Source organism: Collimonas sp. OK307 (genome assembly GCF_900113705.1).
In the GTDB taxonomy this organism is placed as follows: Bacteria; Pseudomonadota; Gammaproteobacteria; order Burkholderiales; family Burkholderiaceae_D; genus Collimonas.
The window spans coordinates 82,272-103,949 of sequence record NZ_FOQI01000006.1; the positions used below are offsets into that span (position 1 = coordinate 82,272).

The window sequence follows — 21,678 nt, forward strand, 5'->3', positions numbered from 1 at the left end:
AACACCGCCAATGTCCGCCCTTCAAAGCCAATACAATCTTTCCATATAGTCCACTTATTGCCATCGCGATATAATCCGCTTCGCATCTCACCTCTCCGGTGTTGAAATCCTCGTAAATCACCCATGTTACGTATCCGCCGTCAAAAACTCGTTGTCTGGGCTTGCCTGTTTGCCATCTGGCTGGGGATCCTCATGCCGACGGTTTCGCAGTCTCTCAAGGCCGCGGGAACGATACAGATATACAACGAGATTTGCACCGCGGCCGGACTGGTGCATGTCGATCCGGCTGACAGCGGCAAGTCTTCTGCGCCGAGCGCCGATCACTGGAATGCTTGCGGCTACTGTACTTTGCTGGCCAATAGCCCGCCGCCGGCGGTTTCTTTCGATTTGCTGCCGATACGCGCCACGGTCGCCGAGCATACCGGCCTGCCGCTATATAGCTACATCCCGCCACGCCCGTTCCGCGGGCAGACTCACCCGCTCGACCCTCCCCTGACTCTTTCCTGATTTCCATTACCGGCATCCGAGATGCCGCCTAGCTCCGGTTGCACCTGCAATCCGGGGACGATTATCGTTTGAAGTCCAGGGGAATTTATGTTTGATTTGCTCACGCAAACCAAGAGTGTTTCAACGCGCCGCTACTTGTCGTCGCGGCATCTATCAAGACAGTCGTCGAGATTATCCACGTCGATGCGGCCGCTGCCGCTATCCCTCATGCTCGCCCTGCCCATGCTGTCGCAAAGCGCATGGGCGGCCGAGGATGATGTCCACGCAGTGCACGAGGTGTTTGTCACCGCCGCCAGGGAAAAGCGGGTGCTTGATCCCAACCTGCCCGCCAGCAGTGAACGCATCACCGCGGCGCAATTGGAGAATCTCAATATCGTCAATACCGAAGACGCGTTGAAATACATGCCGAACATGGCAATTCGCAAACGCTTCATCGGCGATGAGAATGCCACCATCTCGGTGCGCGGCAACGGTACTTCCCAGACCGCGCGCGGCCTGGTGTATGCGGATGGCCTGCTGCTCAGCAATTTCATGGGTAACACACATAGCTTCCCACCGCGCTGGTCCATGGTTTTTCCGGAAGATATTGCGCAGGTGGATGTGATCTACGGCCCGTTTTCTGCACTGTATCCGGGCAATTCCATGGGGGCTACGGTAGCGATCACCACCAAGATGCCGACAAAACTGGAAGCGATGGCCAAGGCACAAGTCTTCAGCCAACAGTTCAACCTGTTCGGCGTCGACCGTCATTTCGACGGCAATAAAAGCACGGCGGCTATCGGCAACAAGGTAGGCGACCTGTCCTTCCTGCTTGGCATAGACCATCTCAGCAATGCCGGTCAGCCATTCGTCTATGCCAGCCAGCCGCGCTCTACGCAAGTTGCGACTGCCGCTGCGATTCCGGTCACTGGCGCTTATTCATATACCGACCCTAACGGCGCTCCGGCCACCATCTTCGGCGTCAATGCCGAGGGCGCCGAGCGCGCGGTGCAGGATCTGTTCAAGTTCAAGGCCGTCTACGATATATCGCCGGTACTGCAGGCCGGCCTCACTTTCGGCTATTGGCGCCAGCAGGTAAGCAACAGTACCCAGACCTTCTTGCGCGACGCCAACGGCAATCCCGTGTATTCAGGCCTGGTCAATATCGGCGGCTATCAATACAACCTGCCGGCATCGTTCTTCGCGCCGGCTGCCAGCGAAAGCGAGAACCAGCTGTATGGTTTGACGCTAAAAACCCGTAACGCCAGCGGCTGGAACTACTCGGCGATTGCATCGTATTTCGATGTCTCGAAGAGCATTTCCAGATCTGCCAGCAGCGGACTAGCCAGCAATCTCAGCGGTGTCGCCACCTACGGCGACGGTTCGGGCTGGAAAACTCTGGACCTGATGGCCGACTACAAACCGGCAACCATCAACGCCGGCAGCCATTGGCTGACTTTCGGCTACCACTACGATAATTATTTCCTGGAAAATACCACGCTCAACCTGAGCAACTGGCGCAGCAACGATGGCGGCAGCTTCAACAATGCTTTTGCCGGCAAGACTGAAACCCAGGCCCTGTTTGCGCAAGACGCCTGGCAATTGAGCCAGCTCTGGAAGCTGACCTACGGCTTGCGCCATGAAGACTGGCGCGCTTATGATGGCGCACGCGCGACCAGCGCTGCGGCCCAGCGCTACGACAATCGCAACTTGTCGTACTGGTCGCCCAAGGCGGCATTGTCCTATCAGGCTACATCCGACCTGACAATTCGCTTCTCTACCGGGCGCGCCTATCGCTTCCCCACCGTCAGTGAACTGTTCCAGGGCAGCCTGACCGGCTCCACGCTGGTCAACAACGATCCGAATCTCAAACCGGAAAACGATCTGGCGAAAGAGCTGAGTGCAGAATGGTCGCATTTCAACGGCGTGCTGCGTATGTCTTTGTTTGAAGACGACGTGAAGAACACCTTGTTCAGCCAGACCAACACGACAGTGTTCCCCAACGTTACCAGTATCCAGAATATAGACCGGGTACGCTCGCGCGGGATCGAGTTCAGCTATTCGGCCGAAGACGTTTTACTGCGCGGACTGGATCTGAGCGCCAGCGTCGGCTACACCAGATCGATCATCCTGGAAAACAGCAAAAATCCGGCTACCGTCGGCAAGAACTTTTACCGCATCCCTTTGTGGCGCAGCAACCTGGTGGGCAGTTACCGCATCAACGACCAGGCCAACGTGATGCTGGCGGGACGCTATTCGGGGCGGCAATACAACACGCTGACCAATACCGACATCAACCCGGACACCTTCGGCGGCACCAGCTCGTTCCTGGTATTCGACACCAAACTGACATTCAAGCCGACTAAAAATACCGAGCTGGGACTCGGCATAGACAACCTGACCAACCGCCGCTACTACGTCTACTACCCTTACCCGGGCCGGACGTTCTACCTGGAAGCCAAGGTCAGCCTGTGATCGAGTCGAGCCATCATTTTTAGCAAGGAACAGTCATGCAAACAATCATTGAGCAACAAGCGCAAGATGAGACAGCTTCAGTCTCCTCCCGCAATTACCGCATCCTTTGGCGCTGGCATTTTTATGCCGGCTTGTTCGTGATGCCTTTTTTAATCGTGCTGGCGATTACCGGCGCAATCTACGTTTTCAAACCGCAAATAGAAAACGTTTTGTACGGCGACAAATTGTTCGTGCCCGCCAGCACGCAGGCCAGGCTTGGCTACGACAAACTGCTCAGCATCGCCGCCACCGCGCTGCCGCCGGATGCAACGGCCAGCTCGATTGCCGTCAGCCAGGATCCGAGGCGCAGCACCGAAGCGGTGTTTCGCCTGCCTTCCGGCGACAGCAGCAGCGTGTATGTCAATCCGTACACCGGCCAGGTGCTGGGCACGCTCAGCGTCGAACACAGGCTGATGAAACAGGTGCGCCAGATCCATCGCGATTTACTGCTGGGAAGATGGGGCGGCTGGCTGATGGAACTGGCGGCCTGCTGGACCCTGATCATGGTCGGCACCGGCATCGCCTTGTGGTGGCCGCGCAAGCAATTTTCGGTGTGGGGTACTTTGTTGCCACGCCTCGGCTTGCGTGGACGGGCGATCTGGCGCGAGTTACATCTGGTGATCGGTATCTGGGTCTCGATCGGCGCGGTGTTCTTCATCATGAGCGGCTTACCGTGGTCCAGCTTCTGGGGCAAGAATTTTCAGGCTGTAGTCACCTGGGCCAGCTTTGCACAGCCGCCAGCAGCAGCCAAGAGCGCTCACGTCCACGGGGCGGATGCGCCCGCAGGCGACCATGGCGCAATGGCGAGCATGCCCGACATGCCAGCCGTGCCGAAGAAGATGCAAGATCTGCCTCTTGCCGAGATCCCGTGGGCTGTAGGCGCTACTACAGTGCCGATGTCACAGCTCATTCATCAGACCATGCAGCATCAACCGCTGGCAATCGATCAGGTCGTGGCGATCGCTGGACACAACGGCATGCAGACCTATCAACTCGCGTTGCCAGGTAAAGGCACCGATGTTTTCACTGCATCCTATGCACCGGGCGCCGGGGAATTCGTGCGTTCGGATCTTGATCGGCAACGCACGCTGCATATCGACCAGTACAGCGGAAAAATCATGAAAGACCTGCGCTTTTCCGATTACAGCCCGGTCTCCAAGTTAGTAACCTTGGGCGTCGCCCTGCATATGGGGGAATATTTCGGCTTGGCGAACCAGCTGATTTGCGCAGTTATCTCATTGACCTTGCTGGGAATGGCGGTTACCGGATTCGTGATGTGGTGGAAGCGGCGCCCGCAAAACTCCATAGGGGCTCCAAAGCGCGTACTGCAGCCGACACCGTCGATCAAACGCTGGAAAAGCTATATGGCGATCCTCGGCATCATCTTTCCACTGATGGGAGCGACGATGCTTGCCGTATGGCTGGGCGACACGCTGTTTTTCAGGAAGCGGGCCTGAATGTCCTGAACCGCTAGAACCCAAACCCGGTCAGGAAACCACTTCCACACGATTGCCGCCTGCCGCCATTTCACCAATGACAGCAGCGTCGGCAAAACCTTCGCGCCGGAACAGCTCCAGCACCTGTTCCACCGCCGCGGGATCGCAAGAAACCAGCAAGCCGCCCGATGTCTGCGGGTCGCTCAGCAAGCTGCGCTGTACCGGAGTAATGCTGTCGGCCAGCGTCACGTCATGCCCGTAGCCGCTCCAGTTACGGCCGGAGGCGCCGGTGATATATCCCTGCTCGGCCAGTTGCTGCACTTGCGGCAACAAAGGGATCGATCCCATTTCGAGCCTGGCCGATAACTTCGCAGCGCGCGCCAGTTCCAGCATATGCCCCAGTAATCCGAAACCGGTGACATCGGTCAACGCGTTAACCCCAGCCAGCTCAGACAACAAGCGGCCCGGCTTATTCAGTTTGGTGGTGTTGCTGATGAGCGCCGCATAACCGGCGGCGTCCAGCTTGTCTTTTTTCAATGCTGCCGACAAAATGCCGACACCGATCGGTTTGCCCAATATGAGTTTATCGCCAGCCTTGGCGCCGGCATTGCGCTTGACCTTGGACGGATGGACCAGGCCCAGCACCACCAGGCCATAGATCGGCTCGACCGAATCGATGGTGTGGCCGCCGGCAATCGGGATGCCTGCCTCCGCACAGATAGACTCGCCGCCCCGCAGAATCTTGCCGATGACTTCCACCGGCAATTTGTCGATCGGCATGCCGACCAGGGCCAGCGCCATGATCGGTGTGCCGCCCATGGCATACACGTCCGAAATGGCGTTGGTGGCGGCGATGCGGCCGAAATCATAGGGATCGTCGACGATCGGCATGAAGAAATCGGTGGTCGCAATCAAGGCCTGCTCATCGTTGAGCTTGTAGACAGCGGCATCGTCGGCGGTTTCAATCCCCACCATCAATTCTTTCGGCACCGGGAAGCCATTTGAGTTCTTGAGGATTTCCGCCAACACCCCCGGCGCGATCTTGCAGCCGCAACCGCCGCCGTGTGAAAAGGAAGTCAGCTTGATGTTTGGTTCAGCGAGATCGGGCATAGAGATCCTGGAATTGAGTCTGTAAAGAATGTAAATGAAGCATACGCCTCATCCGGGCTTATTTGCTTACTTGTCCTGATGCAGCTGTCTTGCCACGCGTTGAAAAGTGGCGTCTGAAATATCAGGAAGATCCAGTATCCGCGCCTCGGAAAACTGATCGAAATTTCGCTTGATCGATTGCCCGTAGGCCGGATCATAATGTTTCAGCAATAGCTCATCAACCAGTTCCTCGATCCGGCCGGATGAACTCAGCTGCTGCCAGTAAGCGACCTTCTCGCGCCCATGGACGTAGGTCAGGCAAGCCAGCTGGGTATTCAGCAAAGCGGGATCGGTCACGAAGTGGGCATAATCTTCCAGCAGCAACCGCACGCGATCCGGCCGCGACAGCGCAACCGCAAAACATGGCGAGCTGCGCACGATGTCCATCAACACTTCCGGCACCCGCAGATTGCCAACCTTCTTGCTCTCGGATTCGACAAATACCGGATACTGCGGATCGAAACGCTGTAGTGCATCCCAGATACGGCTCTCGAAAGTCTTTTGCGAAGGCTGCAGTTCGGTCGGCAAATTGCCCAGCACCGAACCGCGATGCGCCGCCATCTGTTCCAGGTCGAGTACTTGCGAGCCCTGCTGCGCCAGCACTTGCAGCAAGCGGCTCTTGCCGCTGCCGGTAGGACCGCAAATCACCTTGAACCGGAAACGCTGCGGCAACTCGGCCAGGCTGGCGTTGACGTATCTGCGATAGGTCTGGTAACCGCCATCGAGTTGCACCACCGGCCAGCCGATTTTTGCCATGACGTGCGCCATGGCGCTACTTCTGTTGCCGCCGCGCCAGCAATAAACCAAAGGCGCCCATTCGCGCGGCTTATCGAAAAACAGCGTTTCAATATGGGATGCAATATTGCGCCCGACCAGTACCGCGCCCAGCTTTTTCGCTTCAAATGCATTGACCTGCTTATACATGGTCCCCACCTGCACCCTCTGCGCGTCGTCCAGCACCGGGCAATTGATGGCGCCGGGAATATGGTCCTCGGCAAATTCCGACTGGCTACGGACATCGATAATGGCATCGAATTGCTTGAGTTGAGGAAGGATTTCTTGAAAAGAAAGCAATGCAGGGTATTTCATTCGCGTTTTTCTAAATCAATTTTGGGCTGGCGGAGCGACCGTCGTCATGCATTATAAGCATTTACCCGGCTCCATTAAATTGCACGTATTCATCAGGAATCATCCTGCTGCGACAACATGCCCCAGGCCAGCCGCACCAGCTCATCTTCAAACTCAATGCTGCCGAGCAGCGGCGATTTTTCCAGCGAAGCGCTGCGGATGGCGCCGATAACGGCCCGGGTAACCACGAACATCATGGCAGGCGTCGGCGGCCTCAGCTTTGGATGGTGGATTCTTTGCATACTGATGGCAATCCGTTCCGCCGTCTCGCGCAAGGCCTGGGTAATATCTTCGTGATGATCGTGTTGCCAGGCAAAACGTATCATCGCGCGCTTGGCGCTTCTGCCGCTGCCCAGACCGTCGATATTGATGCGGATGAACTGGCGCAGGAAGGTTTTCGGTTCGAGCTGGTCTATCTGGTTCTCGGCGCTTTCCATCAGTGCATCGAGCTCATCCATCACGCGCCGCCGCTCGCGCGCGATTAGCGCTGTCAATATGGCCTCCTTGCTCGGGAAATACTGATACAGCGTGCCAATCGAAAACCCGGCCTTTGCCGCCACTTTATTGGTAGTCAGGCCGGCTTCGCCTTCGCTTTCCAAAATGTGAGCAGTGGTCTGAAAAATAGTCTCGATGGTGCGCTGCGCGCGCTCTTGCGTGGGCAGTTTTCGCATGATTTCAGAGGAAGAAGCAGGATTGGGCTTGGCCATGTAGACACCTGTCGAAAACTGAGCAACTTGCGAGTTTGAAAACTGAATAAAGCTCAGTATAGTACTTCTATCGATGCATCTATCGTTACCTTATATTGTTACCTGATATCGCTATTCCATAAAGGCAGTCCGTGAACACATCCAATCCATTAATGGTAAGAAAACTATTGGTAGACCTGTCGCAAGGCTTCCCACGCCACTGGCTGGCTGGCAAAGCTTTCCGCACGCAATTCTTCAATGCCTTGTCGATGAGCTTTCCGGTCGGCGAACAAGAGTTCATCGACTCCGTGCGCGCCTCCGCGTCGTCCCTGCCGAAGGAAGCCAGATACGCGTCCCTGCACGCCACCATCCAGGATTTTGTCGGCCAGGAAGCTACCCACCGCCGGGTGCATACCTTGTACAACGCAGAGCTGGAAAAACAAGGGCTGGTCAATCACTGGCAACACTGGGCCGCCGACATGATCGCCTTAGGCAACAAGCGTAATGTGCCGGCAATAAGCAAGCTGGCCGTTACCGCCGCCTTTGAACATTACACCGCGGTGCTGGCCGATCTGACCTTGCGCTACCCCGCAGTACTGGAAGGTGCAGACCCGATGCTGGCAACCCTGTGGCGCTGGCATGCGGTGGAAGAAACCGAGCACAAGGCGGTTGCTTTCGACTTGTACCGCGCGTTAGGCGGCAGCTACAGGAAACGGGTGCGCTGGTATGCTTTTGCCATGATGCGCCTTAATGTGATGGCAACCAGACAAACCATCAACAATCTCTGGCATGACGGGGTTTTGTTCAAACCCGGCATCTGGATCGATGCTGCACGCTTCTTTTTTGGCCGCCACGGCCTGGTTTGGCTTACTGCGATCCCTTTGCTCAGCTACCTGAAACGCGAATTTCATCCTTGGCAGCATGACAACCGGGAACTGGCCACACAATGGCTGACCGCCAATTCTGAGCATTATTCCATCGTGCGCGGGCCGAAAGAGGCTTGAGCAATTGCAACGAAACTCCTGAACTTCTGTCGAATCGCCTGAATATTGAACGCGCGATGGACTAAAATGCCAGCGCCGCTTTAATTTAGCCTTTAGTCGAATCAAGGAGTTTTCGTTTATGTCCAGGATGTACAGCTTTTCGCGCGCCACGCTGCCGGTTTTGCTGGCTGGCGCCCTTGCCGCCTGCTCGACCACCAAGCCAACGGTCTATCAAGGCGAGGAATTCAGCGAAACCAGCACGTTTTCCCACGATTTCGCCACCTCTGCTCCGGCTACCTGCGAAGCGGCGCGCCGTACCTTGCTGAGCCAGGGTTACATCATCAAACAGGCCAAAGACGATCTGGTCGACGGCCACAAGCACTTCCAGCCGGAAAGCGACGTGCACGTGGAAATCGAATTCCATGTGGTCTGCGCCGCCAACGGCAAGCAGGGCAAAAGCACCACGTTGTTTGTCAGCGCCACCCAGGATCGTTACGCGCTCAAAAAAACCAACAACTCCGCCAGTGTCGGCCTGAGCGTGCTGGGTTCGGTATCGATGCCGATTGGCAGCACCTCCGACTCATTAGTCAAGGTCGCCAGCGAGACGATTCCAGCCGGCCAATTCTATGACCGCTTCTTCGGCTTGATTGAACACTACCTGGGTCTTGACAGTGGTTTGCCGGTTGCGGATTTCGAGGATAAGCCGGTGCTGCCGGTCAAACCTTCGGCAAAAACCTCCGAATAACACCGCCCAGGAAAAAGGCCGCCAATGTATGAAACACTGGCGGCCTACAACCTCTATTCAAAACTTCAGCGTGTTGCTTAAAACGCTTTCTTCAAGCCCACCTGGAAAGAGTTGGTCTTGTTACCGCCGGCAAACTGGCCGCTATAACTGGCATAAGCGCTGAAATCGGTCGCCAATGCAATGCTGGCGCCAAGTTCCAGGCGTGCGCTGTTGGACGGCCCCAGATAGGCAGGTAAACCGAAGCTGCCGGCCATGCCGACGACATTGGCGCGCACATCGCGCTCACTGTCATCAAACTCTTTTTCCCACGCCAGTTTGGCAAACGGTTGCACCGTATATTTACCCAGCGCCAGCTTGCTGCTGATTTGCGCGCCCAGGCTGGAGACTAGCGAGTTGCGCGTCTGCGATTGAAAATTCATCGCGGTGCTGTCGTTGCCATTTTCCATGTAACCGCCAACATTGACTTGTTGCCAGGTCAACGTACCGACCGGGCTCAGGACTGCTGCGCCAAGGTCGAAATCGTATTGGCCGCCTACACGCAACACGAACTGATGACCATTGGTGCTGCCGGTTTCGGCGCGGGTAGCCGCTCCCAACGCAATGTTACGCGTCACGTCCTTGTACTGCAGCGAACCGACCATGCCGATGCCGTTAAGCGCCCAGGCGCCGTCGCGGTATTGGGTATAGGCCGACAGCATGGCTTGATCCAGTTTGAAGCCGCCGGTATCGCTGCCGAAATTCGCCCGGTTATGGGCAAAGCCGAAAGCGCCGCCAACCGTAACGTTTTGATTGACCGCATAGTCGACGCCAACCGACAAGCTGTTGGAGGAACCGTCCAGGCCAGGATTATTGCCGTTGTGATCGAGGCTTTGGTGGGTATTGTCATACGCCGCATAAGCTTCGACCTGCCCCGCCCGCGGCGTCAGGCGCAGACGGTCATCGATCACGCGGGTGAAAGTCTGAGCGCCGGCCAGCGGCGCTTCCGCCAGCATGCCGATCTGGCCCGGAGCCTGCAATACCGATTCAACATACTGCGCCAGGAGGGCATGGCCGGCGCCGGTTGGATGAACGCCGTCAGCGAACAGGTAGGTCTTATTGGCATTCGGCGCAACCAGGGTCGCAGTCGTGCAATTCCCTGAAGAACTGGTGGTGCAGGCCGGCGTCGTGACGTTGGTAAAGCCGTACAAACCTGGATTGGCGATCACTTCATGCAACGCGCCGAAGGCGTTGAGCGCAACGATATTGCCGCCCAGGCCGCTCAAGCTGCTGTTCAGGCTTGCATTGAAACTGGTCGAAGCCGCCGTCCACAAGGCAGACAGTGCCGGAATCGCCGATCCCTCGGGAGTGCGGCCGACGTCCGGTAAATTGATCACGATCACGGTGCCGGCGCCGGCTTGCTGCAATTGCTTGACCAGGCCCGCCACATTGCCGGCTTCTCCGGCAACTTGTTGAATGGTCTGTACCGCGGTCGCCGTTTGCGTTGCCGGATTCAGCAAACCGGCGATATTCGTCTGGGTGTAGCCGAAGATATCGTTGGCGCCGGCCCAGACCGCATACAGGCCCTTGCTGTCCAATCTTGGATTGGCGGCCAGATAACCCTGGACCTGGCTAGTCACCGTCGGCACCAAAGGTGCTGTGGCAGCATCAGGCCAGCCGTTCTGGCTGGTCACGCGGGCGCCGCCGACAGCATAGTCGGTACCGCCCGCAGGCTGCACGCCGGACGGCGTCAGTACCGCGGCGGGATTGGCGGTCGTGCCGTATTTGTGCGCCACGATTTGCGCCCAGACCGGATCGGGGTTGGTGGTGAACGATCGCTGCTGGCCGACACCGGTAAAATACCCGCTATCGGTCAACGAGTCGCCGAAAAACACCATCTGGGAAAAGTTCGCGGCGCTTGCCGGCGCACAAATGATAAAGCCGGCGCCGAATACTGCCACGGTGCGCGTCGCCATCGTCAATGCACGGGCCATGGGGCGCAGGCGGAATTTGGGTAAAGATGATTGCAATTGTGTCTCCTTCTTGTCTTGTATTTGTAGATATTGCGCAGTTAATATCTTCCACCCCGCCATCGTTGTCAATCAAACTGCATAGACAAAACATTCGGAATACAACGGCGTTGCGTACGCATCACCGACCCCGATGTCATACAGGTTGGTTTTCGCACCATTTGTGCCAAACTGTGTTACGTTCGCCGCAAAAAAACTGATGCAGGCCGCCCTCTACATTCAAACCGACCATGGATAAAATAGACAAACAAATTCTCGCCATATTGCAAGAAGACGCCAGCACGCCGGTGGCGGAAATCGCCGAGAAGGTCAATCTGTCATCGACGCCGTGCTGGCGCCGCATACAGAAACTGGAAGAAGATGGGGTGGTATTGCGCCGGGTGGCGCTGCTGGATGCCGAAAAACTGAATGTCGGCGTGACGGTATTCGTGTCGATCAAGACCAATCAGCATAACGCCAACTGGTACGCCCAATTCAGCAACACGGTAAAACTGATTCCCGAGGTGGTGGAGTTTTACCGCATGAGCGGCAACATCGATTACCTGTTGCGGGTCGTGGTGCCGAACATCGCCGCCTACGACGCGGTATATCAGAAGCTGACGCAGTCGAACGCCCTGTTCGACGTCAACGCCAGCTTCGCGATGGAACAAATCAAGCACACCACTGCGTTGCCGCTTGATTATGTCGGATTGGACTGATGCAACCTGCGCCTTTTAGATGATCTTTAAAAACTCCGTCATCCCCGCGAACGCGGGGATGACGGAGAGGTTCCCATTACAGCGCCTGCTCCATGCGTTTGAAAGCCTGTCCCATGTCGGCCATCAGATCATCGATATGTTCCAGGCCGACATGCACCCGCACCAGCGGATTCTGGTAAGTCGTCGCCGAGGCTACCCGGGTTGGCGGCTTGTCCAGCGGTAACGCCAGGCTTTCAAAACCGCCCCACGACAAGCCGATGCCGAACAACTGCAAGCTTTCAAAGAATTTAGACAGTGCAGGACGGCCGACCTCTTTCAATTCAACCGTGAACAAGCCGCTGGCGCCAAGGAAATCGCGTTTCCACAGCTTATGGCCGGGATCGGATGGCAACGCCGGATGCAGTACCCGCTCGACCAGCGGCTGCGTGCGCAGGTATTCCGCCAGCTGGATACCGCTCTCCCAGTGCTGACGCAGGCGCACCGCCATGCTGCGCATGCCGCGCAAGGCCAGGTAGATATCGTCCGGGCCGGCAGTCTGGCCGAAATCGTGGGCGCCGTGCTTGAGGATGCACCAGGCCCGTTCATTGGCGCTGGCGACACCCAGCAACGCATCCGAGTGACCGACGATGTATTTGGTAGCGGCGTGGATCGACACATCGACGCCGTGTTCGAACGGTTTGAAAAACAGCGGCGTGGCCCAGGTATTGTCGAGCAATACGTAGGCGCCGACTTTATGCGCTTCTTCGGCGATGGCCGGAATATCCTGCACCTCGAAGGTCCACGATCCAGGCGACTCGACAAACACCACGCTGGTATTCGGCCGCAGCAAGGTACGGATTTCGCCGCCGATCAAAGGATCGAAATACTCCACTTCAATGCCCATGCGGCGCAGTACGCGATCGGCAAAGGTCCGGGTCGGGCCATACACGCTGTCGGTAATCAGCACGTGGTCGCCGCTTTTGACGAAAGCCATGATGCTATGGGTACAGGCAGATAACCCCGATGGGAACACCAGGCAGTTGTGGCCGCCTTCCAGCGTCACGATCGCCTGTTCGAAAGATCGGGTGGTCGGCGTGCCGAAACGGCCGTAGTTGGACATCGGATTGTCGATCTGGCGGCTGGCTTCCCAGTCTTCCAGGTTGTTGGCGATGATGGTCGAACCGCGGAACACCGGCGTATTAACCATTCCCGCGAAACGCGCCGGCTCGCGGCCGCAATGCACCAACTGCGTATCGACATGCGTGGCCGGCGAACCTGAAGAATTATCGGAAGACATAAGAAGTACTCCATGCTGAACTGTACGGCGAGATTACCTGGGACTATTGTAGAGTTGTGGACGTGGAAAATTATTGCAACAAACCCCTTCAAATAAGGATTTATTAGAATAATTTTCTAATATTTACACAATTAAAAGAAATTATTCACACAACAACAAGAAAATCCGCAGCTTGCCACTTAGTCATCCGTAAAATATCAAACGCGATATATATGCAAATCATATTAATACCGCACAAATCATATATTTGACATGGCGTTATGGGCAAGGCACTCTAGCAATAGCCCCAAAGCCATTATTTCTGGAGATGTAAATCATGCCGCAATATCGTTCCCGCACCACCACCCACGGCCGCAACATGGCCGGCGCCCGCGCCCTGTGGCGCGCCACAGGCATGAAAGACGGCGATTTCGACAAGCCGATCATCGCCGTGGTCAACTCGTTTACCCAATTCGTCCCGGGCCACGTCCACCTGAAGGATCTGGGCCAGATGGTTGCGCGCGAGATCGAAGCAGCCGGCGGCGTCGCCAAGGAATTCAATACGATTGCGGTCGATGACGGCATCGCCATGGGCCATGGCGGTATGCTGTACTCGCTGCCGTCGCGTGAACTGATCGCCGATTCGGTCGAGTACATGGTCAACGCCCATTGCGCCGACGCGATGGTGTGCATCTCCAATTGCGACAAAATCACCCCTGGCATGTTGATGGCGGCAATGCGCCTGAACATCCCGGTAGTGTTCGTTTCCGGCGGCCCGATGGAAGCCGGCAAGGTAGTTGAAAAGCTGCCAGGTGTTGCCGTGATCGATCAAAAGATTTTCAAGATCGACCTGGTCGACGCCATGATCAAGGCTGGCGACGCCTCGGTCAGCGATGCCGACATCGCTGAAATCGAACGCTCGGCCTGCCCGACCTGCGGCTCCTGTTCGGGTATGTTTACCGCCAACTCGATGAACTGCCTGACCGAAGCGCTCGGCCTGGCCCTGCCCGGCAACGGCACCATTCTCGCCACGCACGCCGACCGCAAGGAATTGTTCCTGCGCGCCGGACGCCTGATCGTTGAACTGGCCAAACGCCACTACGAGCAAGACGATTACTCGGTCCTGCCACGCAGCATCGCCAGCAAGGCTTCGTTTGAAAACGCCATGACGCTGGACGTCGCCATGGGCGGCTCGACCAATACCGTGCTGCACTTGCTGGCCGCAGCGCAGGAAGCGGAAGTCGATTTCAAGATGGCCGACATCGACCGCATCTCGCGCCATGTGCCTTGCCTGTGCAAGGTAGCGCCGATGACCGACAAATACCATATCGAAGACGTACATCGCGCCGGCGGCATCATCAGCATCCTGGGTGAACTGGCGCGCGCCGGCTTGCTCGATACCAGCCGTCCGACGATTCACGCCAAGACCCTGGCCGACGCCATCGCCAATAACGACATTACGCAAACCCAGGATCCGGCAGTGCACAAGCTGTTCAGCGCAGCTCCCGGCGGCGTGCCGACCCAGACTGCGTTTTCGCAAGAAAAGCGTTTCACCAGCCTGGATACCGACCGCGACAACGGCTGTATCCGCAACAAGGCGCACGCCTATTCGCAAGACGGCGGACTGGCGGTTTTGTACGGTAACCTGGCGGAAAACGGCTGCATCGTTAAAACCGCAGGCGTCGACGAAAGCATCCTCACGTTCAGCGGCCGGGCCCGCGTCTTTGAAAGCCAGGACGATGCAGTGGAAGCGATTTTAGGCGATACGGTTCACGCCGGCGACGTCGTCATCATCCGCTACGAAGGACCGAAAGGCGGCCCCGGCATGCAGGAAATGCTGTATCCGACTTCGTATATCAAATCCAAAGGATTGGGTAAATCCTGCGCGCTGTTCACCGATGGCCGTTTTTCGGGTGGTTCGTCCGGTCTGGTGATCGGCCACGCCTCGCCGGAAGCGGCAGAAGGCGGCGCCATCGGCCTGGTGGAAGAAGGCGACACCATTGAAATCGATATCCCAGAGCGCCGCATGCACCTGAAAATCAGCGATACCGAACTGGCGCAACGACGCGCTGCGATGGAAGCCAAAGGCAAGGATGCCTGGAAGCCGGTCAACCGCCAGCGTTACGTGTCGCAGGCATTGCAGGCCTACGCTGCGATGGCCACTTCGGCCGACCGTGGCGCGGTGCGCGATATCAGCCAGTTGAAGCGATAAGCGCGATAAGCGGACACGCCGGTTTGTATATCAACGCTTGTGTCGTAAAGTTTATTTAACAATAAAAATGTAACTCTCTGTAAAAGAGGCCGGTGCAAACCGGCCTCTTTTTGCTTGTATTCCCTTGCTGGCGCTCAATTTTCGCACCTCGCCAGACTCCTCCCCAAGTCATATTCTTCGTCACGATATGGTAAAGTTGCGAACTGTTTCCTGTGGCAGATCCTGCACGACATTACCGCAATCGATTCCCTGGCGAATCTTATGGCAGTCCCTGCATGTCTTCCCGTTAACGCTAACCCCTAAACTACACTATCGGATTGGCATCTAGCAACAGATGACGTCGTTGAATAATTCCGGAATGCAAAGAAAAACAGTCGCTATTATTGGCGGCGGCCCCGCCGGCCTGATGGCTGCCGAGGCACTGGCTGCAGGCGGCGTGCAAGTGGATGTTTACGACGCCATGCCGTCGGTCGGCCGCAAATTCCTGCTGGCCGGTAAAGGCGGCATGAACCTGACCCATTCCGAACCCTACGACGCCTTCCTGTCCCGCTACGGATCGCGCGCGCCGCAGATTGCGCCGTTGCTGGCCCAATTCACTCCGGACGCGTTACGCGAATGGGTCCATGGACTGGGCATCGAAACCTTCGTCGGCTCATCCGGCCGCGTGTTTCCGACCGACATGAAAGCAGCGCCGTTACTGCGCGCATGGCTGCATCGCTTGCGCCAGGCCGGCGTGCGGTTTCATATGCGTCATCGCTGGCTGGGCTGGACCGAAACCGCAACGCTGTGCTTCGACACCCCGCAAGGACTACAAGCTGTCAGCGCCGACGCCGTAGTGATGGCGCTAGGCGGCGGCAGCTGGGCACGCCTGGGCTCGGATGCCAGGTGGGTGCCACTGTTAAGCCAGCGCGACATTGCCATAGCCCCGCTGCAACCCTCCAACTGCGGATTCGAGGTCGGCTGGAGTGAATATTTCCGTAGCCGCTTTGCCGGCGATTATTTGAAATCGGTCGCCATCGCCGTGCAGCATGAGGGTGACCCTGACGCTCAACCGCCATCGCGTAAACAAGGCGAGTTCGTGATTACCGCCGAAGGTATTGAGGGCAGCTTGATTTATGCCCTGTCGGCCGGCTTGCGTGATCGGATTTCTGCCAGCGGTACTGCGGTGATTCAGCTCGACCTGCTGCCGGACTGGCCTTTGCAGCGGGTGATCGACGAAGTAACGCGGCCGCGCGGCGCACGTTCCTGGTCTAGCCATCTGCAAAGCCGGTTGGGACTGAAAGGCGTGAAAACCGGCTTGCTGCGCGAACTGGTCTCAGCCGCCGATTTTGCGGACCCACTGCTTCTGGCGCACGCCATCAAGGCATTGCCGTTAACCTTGCTGGCTGCCCGCCCTATCGATGAAGCCATCAGCAGCGCCGGCGGCGTCACATTTGAAGGCATGGACCAGCAGCTTATGTTGAAAGCCTTGCCGGGCGTCTTTTGCGCCGGCGAAATGCTCGACTGGGAAGCCCCCACCGGCGGCTACCTGTTAAGCGCCTGCATGGCCTCAGGACGGGCTGCCGGCAATGGCGTTTTAAGCTGGTTGCAATAATATGACGACGGCTGAATCGATGAGGGAAGGAAGTGTGAATCCAGGCGAACTATCGCAGGCAGAGCAGCAGCAAGCCGGTCAATGGCGCATTTCCAAGACCGTTGGCGTGCTGGTTTCCGTCCTGGTCCACGTCATCGGCATCTGGTTCTTGCTGACCAAGCTGTCGGTCGAGATCCCGATTTCTTCGCCATCGCCTGGCAATATGGGATTGCTGCTCATCAGCGAAGCGCCGGCGCCCAGGAGCGTGCCGACGCCGCAACTCCAGACGCCTCCCGCCAAGCCGAAATCCGCCCCCAAGCCACGCAAGACAGAGCAAAAACAGGCACAGCTTCGCAAGCCGGTCTCGCCATCGGCACCGCAACCGACCATCCCGCCGCCGCCCGACGCGCCAAAGTACGAGCAATCGGTGCAGGAGGATTTTTCTTCGCATCTCCAGGCCGCACGCGAACGGCGCGAAGCGGCCCAGGCCCAGGAACGCGCCGAAGCCGGCGAGACCGTGGAAGAAGCAGCGCAATCGCCGAACGACATCGCCCGCGCCAACATCCAGGCCCAACGAGGCTGGATGGGTATCGACAAGGATAAATCCGGTGGCATATTCGAAGTGCGCGATAAAACGCCGTTCAGAGCCAGTTTGATTTTCCGCGGCTGGAACGCCAACGCCAGCCGCAGTGCGCAGCAGAATATCCCGGTTGAACGCGGCAGCGATGAAAGCATCGAAATGGCTATCGTCAATAAAATGATAGAGATGATCCGCAAGAAAACCAGCACCGACATTCCCTGGCGCTCGCAGCGCCTGGGCCGCGTCATTACGCTCAGTGCCCGCTTGAAAGATACCGCCGAACTGCAACAGTTCCTGATGCGGGAAATGTTTTTCCAGGATAGCGCGCCGCCTCGCTAAGACTCCGGTTTAGCCAAGCCGGTTGCCTGCTGTCGCGAGGGGGATCTAAACTGCAAAGAAATGGCAGGTAAGCTTTGTTCCGCTTACAATATCGCCTATTCCCGAATATGAGGGCCTGTTAGTCCTAATTTGGGAGTGCTAATTAGGACTAACAGGCCCTCCAGATCAGGCGCCATTCGACGCCTGAGAAAGAACCCATTTAATGCAATCAAATTTTCAACAACAACGGGCCGCCCGATGACGGTAGCGGCACAAAAAGTTTCACCTGGCATGCAGCAATATCTCGGCATCAAGGCCGACTATCCGGACACGCTCGTGTTTTACCGGATGGGAGATTTTTACGAACTGTTTTTCGAGGACGCGGAAAAAGCCGCGCGCCTGCTGGGCATCACGCTGACCGCACGCGGTACCTATAACAATGCGCCAATCAAGATGTGCGGCGTACCGTTCCACTCTGCCGATCAATATCTGGCCAAGCTGATCAAGCTGGGTGAATCGGTGGCGTTATGTGAACAAATCGGCGACCCGGCCACCAGCAAGGGGCCGGTCGACAGAAAAGTGCTGCGCGTGATTACACCCGGCACCTTGACCGACTCCAACTTGCTGCCGGAAAAATCGGACCAGCCTTTGCTGGCGTTATACGTTACCCAGCAACGCAAGGTGATGAAGGTTGGCCTGGCATGGCTATCGATGGCCAGCGGCGCGTTGAAGATGATGGAATTCGCTTGCGATCCGGAGACGCTGGATACCCTGCTGAAGCAGGAACTGGAACGAATCGCACCGGCCGAGATTCTGGTCGCCGATATGGTGGAGGCCATGTTGGCCAGCAACGTGGTCGACAAGACCACCACCGTGCCGGAATGGCATTTCGACATTGCCCACGGCCTGAAATCCCTGCTGGATCAGCTCGCGGTCAGCAACCTGGGCGGTTTCGGCGCCGAAGGCTTGAGCGCTGCTATCGGCGCTGCCGGCGGCCTGCTGCGCTACGCCCAGTCGACCCAGGGGAAGGGCTTGCAGCATGTGCGCACGCTCACGGTTGAAACCGAAAACGAATTCATCGGCCTCGACGCCGCCACCCGCCGCAACCTGGAACTCACCGAAACCATACGCGGTCAGGATGCGTCATCGGGCGCGCCTACCCTGTTTTCACTGCTGGATCACTGCCGCACCGCGATGGGATCGCGCTTGCTGCGCCATTGGCTGCACCATGCCAAGCGCGATCAAACCGTTGCGCGCGGCCGCCACGCGGCGATCGGCGCCTTGATTGCAGCCGATACCGGCAACGCCATTTCGAGCACGCTGAGCGCGGTACCGGATATCGAACGCATCACCACCCGCATCGCCCTGCTGTCGGCGCGGCCACGCGACCTGGCTGGTTTGCGCGACGGTTTGCTGCAACTGGATTCCCTCCGCGCCGACATCGCCATGTGTGGCAACGACAACCAGGCGCCGCTGCTGCAGGAACTGCAATTTGCGCTGGAAACCCCGGTCGATTGCCTGCAGTTGCTGCAAAGCGCGATCGCCACCGAGCCATCGACCATGGTGCGCGATGGCGGCGTCATCGCCACCGGTTTCGATGCTGAACTGGACGAATTGCGCGGGCTTTCGGAAAACGCCGGCCAGTTCCTGGTCGACCTCGAAACTCGCGAACGGGCGCGCACCGGGATTGCCAACCTCCGCGTCGAATATAACAAGGTGCATGGTTTCTACATCGAAGTCACGCATGGCCAGACCACCAAGGTGCCGGATGATTACCGCCGGCGCCAGACCTTGAAGAATGCCGAGCGCTACATCACGCCGGAATTGAAAGCGTTCGAAGACAAGGCTTTGTCAGCGCAAGAACGCGCGCTGATACGCGAGAAAGCGCTGTACGAACAGATATTGCAAGATCTGGCGCCGCATATCGGCACCTTGCAAAACATCGCCCACGCGCTGGCGCAACTCGACACGCTGGTGGCCCTGGCCGATCACGCCGCACGCCACGACTGGTGCGTGCCGCAACTGGTGACAGAACCGTCGATCCAGATCGTGCAGGGACGCCATCCGGTAGTCGAAAAACAGATTGAACGCTTCATCGCCAACGACTGCCAGCTATCCACAGAACGCAAGCTGTTGCTGATCACCGGCCCCAACATGGGCGGTAAATCGACATTCATGCGCCAGGTGGCGCTGATCACCCTGCTGGCTTACGTCGGCAGTTACGTACCGGCCGACAGCGCAGTCCTGGGTCCGATCGACCGTATCTTCACCCGTATCGGCGCCGCCGACGACCTGGCCGGCGGCCGCTCCACCTTCATGGTTGAAATGACCGAATCGGCTGCCATCCTCAACGGCGCCAGCGAAAACTCGCTGGTGCTGATGGATGAAGTGGGCCGCGGCACGTCCACCTTCGACGGCCTGGCGCTGGCATGGGCAATCGCCCGCCACCTGATCGACGCCACTCGCAGCTTCACCCTGTTTGCGACGCACTATTTCGAGCTGACCCAATTGCCTGATGCGCACCCGTCGGCGGCCAATGTGCATTTGTCCGCCGTCGAGCATAAAGACAGCATCGTCTTCCTGCATGCCGTGCAAGCCGGTCCGGCATCCCAGAGTTACGGCTTGCAGGTAGCGCAGCTGGCCGGCGTACCACCGCCGGTTATCCGCGCCGCCCGCAAGCACCTGGCTTTGCTGGAATCGCAATCTATGCAGCCGACGCCGCAATTCGATCTGTTCGCGCAAGTCGCCAATATGGATGCCGACAGCGATAACCGGACATTGGATAGCGAGTTGATGATTGCCCTGGATAGCATCGATCCCGACGCATTGACCCCGCGTGAAGCGTTGGAGCAGCTATATCGCCTTAAGCACCTCACTGCGACGCAAAAAGCCTGATGAACGCCTTCGCCCTCCGCAAATTGCCACTTCTTCGGCCAGCGTTATTGCTGACGCTGGCGCTGATGGCAGGCTGCGGCGCGGCGCAGGCTGAAACCACCAGTTTCAGTTTTGGCGTAATCGCACACGTCTTTCGCAGCGGCGCGGATGAAACCCCGTTACACGACGCCATCAGCGAAACCGATGCCGATAATCTTGCCTTCGTCGTGGCAAACGGTATCAAGGCCGGCAGCGAACCTTGTACCGACAAGTTGTACGGCCGTCGCAAGGCATTATTGAACAGCGCAAAAAACGGTTTGATCGTATCTTTATCGGCCAGCGACTGGGTTGCATGCAAAACCTCTGCCGACCGTTCCGCCGCGATAGAACGCCTGAGCCGGATCCGCGACTTGTTCTTTTCTGATGAATTTTCTTTTGGCGACAGCAAGATTCCGCTGATCAGGCAATCGACCTCACCCAAATTTCGCAGCTACGTAGAGAATGCGCGCTGGGAAATCGGCAATGTGGTATTTGCCACGATCAACCTGCCGGCCACCAACAATCACTATCTGCCAGAAGGCGGCCGCAACAGCGAATTCGAGGACCGGCAAATCGCCAACCGGGAATGGCTGCAACGCATTTTCCTGAATGCATCGCAAAAGAAGTCCGATGCGGTTGTCTTGTTTTGCGATGGCGATCCGTTGGCTATCCAGCGCCACCGCGTCTTCGACTTTAATGTCAAGCGTGACGGGTTTGCCGAGATCCGTCAAAAGATCAGTTCTCACGCAGCGCATTTTGAAGGCAAGGTGCTGGTCATTCACGGGCCACATGGCAGCAGTACGCCACACCCCGCGAGCATTGAGTGGCAGCGCAATCTTGGGGATCTGGAAATCCCGGGTGGATGGCTGAAGATAACCGTGAACCCGGCCAATCCTAAGCTGTTCGAAATTGGCAAGCCTGCCGATTCGCAGACACTCTCGCGACGATAGCTCTACCGCAGTAATGCCATGAGATAGGGAGTGAGACCGGGGCCAG

The 21,678-nt window shown here is 57.6% G+C and carries 16 protein-coding genes; 11 read left to right on the forward strand and 5 right to left on the reverse strand.

Annotation, left to right across the window (positions count from 1 at the left end; all coding sequences use genetic code 11):
- The first annotated feature begins 123 nt into the window (after nucleotides 1-123).
- From BM205_RS09985 to BM205_RS09995, 3 genes are all read left to right on the forward strand, one after another.
- A complete protein-coding gene (locus tag BM205_RS09985; protein WP_092414353.1) occupies nucleotides 124-507 on the forward strand; it encodes a DUF2946 domain-containing protein in 384 nt (127 codons plus the stop codon).
- A gap of 87 nt (nucleotides 508-594) precedes the next feature.
- Nucleotides 595-2,961 (forward strand): TonB-dependent receptor, encoded by a 2,367-nt coding sequence (locus BM205_RS09990; protein ID WP_254783834.1) that lies wholly within the window; start codon nucleotides 595-597, stop codon nucleotides 2,959-2,961.
- Nucleotides 2,962-2,996: 35 nt separating this feature from the next.
- Nucleotides 2,997-4,457 carry a PepSY-associated TM helix domain-containing protein gene (locus BM205_RS09995; protein WP_092414355.1) on the forward strand — a complete coding sequence of 487 codons (1,461 nt, stop codon included), beginning with the start codon at nucleotides 2,997-2,999 and terminating at the stop codon, nucleotides 4,455-4,457.
- Between the two features lie 30 nt (nucleotides 4,458-4,487).
- On the opposite strand, the gene selD is transcribed toward BM205_RS09995, so the two are convergent.
- The 3 genes from selD to BM205_RS10010 all read right to left on the reverse strand — a co-directional run bounded on the left by selD (nucleotide 4,488) and on the right by BM205_RS10010 (nucleotide 7,420).
- Nucleotides 4,488-5,546 carry a selenide, water dikinase SelD gene (gene selD / locus BM205_RS10000; protein WP_092414356.1) on the reverse strand — a complete coding sequence of 353 codons (1,059 nt, stop codon included), beginning with the start codon at nucleotides 5,544-5,546 and terminating at the stop codon, nucleotides 4,488-4,490.
- Between the two features lie 66 nt (nucleotides 5,547-5,612).
- On the reverse strand, nucleotides 5,613-6,674 hold the full coding sequence (gene mnmH / locus BM205_RS10005) for a tRNA 2-selenouridine(34) synthase MnmH (RefSeq protein ID WP_092414357.1): 1,062 nt from the start codon (nucleotides 6,672-6,674) through the stop codon (nucleotides 5,613-5,615).
- 92 nt (nucleotides 6,675-6,766) lie between these two features.
- On the reverse strand, nucleotides 6,767-7,420 hold the full coding sequence (locus BM205_RS10010) for a TetR/AcrR family transcriptional regulator (protein WP_092414358.1): 654 nt from the start codon (nucleotides 7,418-7,420) through the stop codon (nucleotides 6,767-6,769).
- 131 nt (nucleotides 7,421-7,551) lie between these two features.
- On the opposite strand from BM205_RS10010, the gene BM205_RS10015 reads away from it, so the two are divergent.
- Together BM205_RS10015 and BM205_RS10020 are read left to right on the forward strand one after the other, a co-directional pair.
- On the forward strand, nucleotides 7,552-8,403 hold the full coding sequence (locus BM205_RS10015; RefSeq protein ID WP_254783835.1) for a metal-dependent hydrolase: 852 nt from the start codon (nucleotides 7,552-7,554) through the stop codon (nucleotides 8,401-8,403).
- 118 nt (nucleotides 8,404-8,521) lie between these two features.
- A complete protein-coding gene (locus BM205_RS10020) occupies nucleotides 8,522-9,127 on the forward strand; it encodes a DUF2242 domain-containing protein (RefSeq protein ID WP_175511229.1) in 606 nt (201 codons plus the stop codon).
- A gap of 77 nt (nucleotides 9,128-9,204) precedes the next feature.
- Here BM205_RS10020 and BM205_RS10025 read toward each other — a convergent pair whose 3' ends face one another.
- Nucleotides 9,205-11,133 (reverse strand): autotransporter outer membrane beta-barrel domain-containing protein, encoded by a 1,929-nt coding sequence (locus BM205_RS10025; RefSeq protein WP_175511230.1) that lies wholly within the window; start codon nucleotides 11,131-11,133, stop codon nucleotides 9,205-9,207.
- 230 nt (nucleotides 11,134-11,363) lie between these two features.
- Here BM205_RS10025 and BM205_RS10030 point away from each other — a divergent pair, with 230 nt between their 5' ends.
- Nucleotides 11,364-11,831, forward strand: a complete 468-nt coding sequence (locus BM205_RS10030; RefSeq protein WP_092414362.1) for an Lrp/AsnC family transcriptional regulator — start codon at nucleotides 11,364-11,366, stop codon at nucleotides 11,829-11,831.
- Between the two features lie 76 nt (nucleotides 11,832-11,907).
- Here the strand turns inward: BM205_RS10030 and metC are convergent, their stop codons facing one another.
- The gene (gene metC, locus BM205_RS10035; protein WP_092414363.1) at nucleotides 11,908-13,107 is read right to left on the reverse strand and encodes a cystathionine beta-lyase; all 1,200 of its coding nucleotides are present in this window, start codon (nucleotides 13,105-13,107) and stop codon (nucleotides 11,908-11,910) included.
- Between the two features lie 316 nt (nucleotides 13,108-13,423).
- Between metC and ilvD the strand changes: the two genes are divergently transcribed.
- From ilvD to BM205_RS10060, 5 genes are all read left to right on the forward strand, one after another.
- Nucleotides 13,424-15,298 carry a dihydroxy-acid dehydratase gene (gene ilvD, locus BM205_RS10040; RefSeq protein WP_092414364.1) on the forward strand — a complete coding sequence of 625 codons (1,875 nt, stop codon included), beginning with the start codon at nucleotides 13,424-13,426 and terminating at the stop codon, nucleotides 15,296-15,298.
- Nucleotides 15,299-15,632: 334 nt separating this feature from the next.
- Nucleotides 15,633-16,892, forward strand: a complete 1,260-nt coding sequence (locus BM205_RS10045) for a TIGR03862 family flavoprotein (RefSeq protein WP_092414365.1) — start codon at nucleotides 15,633-15,635, stop codon at nucleotides 16,890-16,892.
- 34 nt (nucleotides 16,893-16,926) lie between these two features.
- The gene (locus tag BM205_RS10050) at nucleotides 16,927-17,790 is read left to right on the forward strand and encodes a hypothetical protein (protein ID WP_139227234.1); all 864 of its coding nucleotides are present in this window, start codon (nucleotides 16,927-16,929) and stop codon (nucleotides 17,788-17,790) included.
- Nucleotides 17,791-18,027: 237 nt separating this feature from the next.
- Nucleotides 18,028-20,664, forward strand: a complete 2,637-nt coding sequence (mutS, locus tag BM205_RS10055; protein WP_092414367.1) for a DNA mismatch repair protein MutS — start codon at nucleotides 18,028-18,030, stop codon at nucleotides 20,662-20,664.
- Complete coding sequence (locus BM205_RS10060) at nucleotides 20,664-21,632, forward strand: hypothetical protein (protein WP_092414368.1); 969 nt, start codon at nucleotides 20,664-20,666, stop codon at nucleotides 21,630-21,632. Before mutS ends, BM205_RS10060 begins: the two co-directional genes overlap by 1 nt.
- The last annotated feature ends 46 nt before the right edge of the window (nucleotides 21,633-21,678 follow it).

Coding starts and splice junctions, on each gene's coding strand:
- BM205_RS09985 (WP_092414353.1), top strand. CDS start 124: ATGTTACGTATCCGCCGTCAAAAACTCGTTGTCTGGGCTTGCCTGTTT.
- BM205_RS09990 (WP_254783834.1), top strand. CDS start 595: ATGTTTGATTTGCTCACGCAAACCAAGAGTGTTTCAACGCGCCGCTAC.
- BM205_RS09995 (WP_092414355.1), top strand. CDS start 2,997: ATGCAAACAATCATTGAGCAACAAGCGCAAGATGAGACAGCTTCAGTC.
- selD (WP_092414356.1), bottom strand. CDS start 5,546: ATGCCCGATCTCGCTGAACCAAACATCAAGCTGACTTCCTTTTCACAC.
- mnmH (WP_092414357.1), bottom strand. CDS start 6,674: ATGAAATACCCTGCATTGCTTTCTTTTCAAGAAATCCTTCCTCAACTC.
- BM205_RS10010 (WP_092414358.1), bottom strand. CDS start 7,420: ATGGCCAAGCCCAATCCTGCTTCTTCCTCTGAAATCATGCGAAAACTG.
- BM205_RS10020 (WP_175511229.1), top strand. CDS start 8,522: ATGTCCAGGATGTACAGCTTTTCGCGCGCCACGCTGCCGGTTTTGCTG.
- BM205_RS10030 (WP_092414362.1), top strand. CDS start 11,364: ATGGATAAAATAGACAAACAAATTCTCGCCATATTGCAAGAAGACGCC.
- metC (WP_092414363.1), bottom strand. CDS start 13,107: ATGTCTTCCGATAATTCTTCAGGTTCGCCGGCCACGCATGTCGATACG.
- ilvD (WP_092414364.1), top strand. CDS start 13,424: ATGCCGCAATATCGTTCCCGCACCACCACCCACGGCCGCAACATGGCC.
- BM205_RS10045 (WP_092414365.1), top strand. CDS start 15,633: ATGACGTCGTTGAATAATTCCGGAATGCAAAGAAAAACAGTCGCTATT.
- mutS (WP_092414367.1), top strand. CDS start 18,028: ATGACGGTAGCGGCACAAAAAGTTTCACCTGGCATGCAGCAATATCTC.
- BM205_RS10060 (WP_092414368.1), top strand. CDS start 20,664: ATGAACGCCTTCGCCCTCCGCAAATTGCCACTTCTTCGGCCAGCGTTA.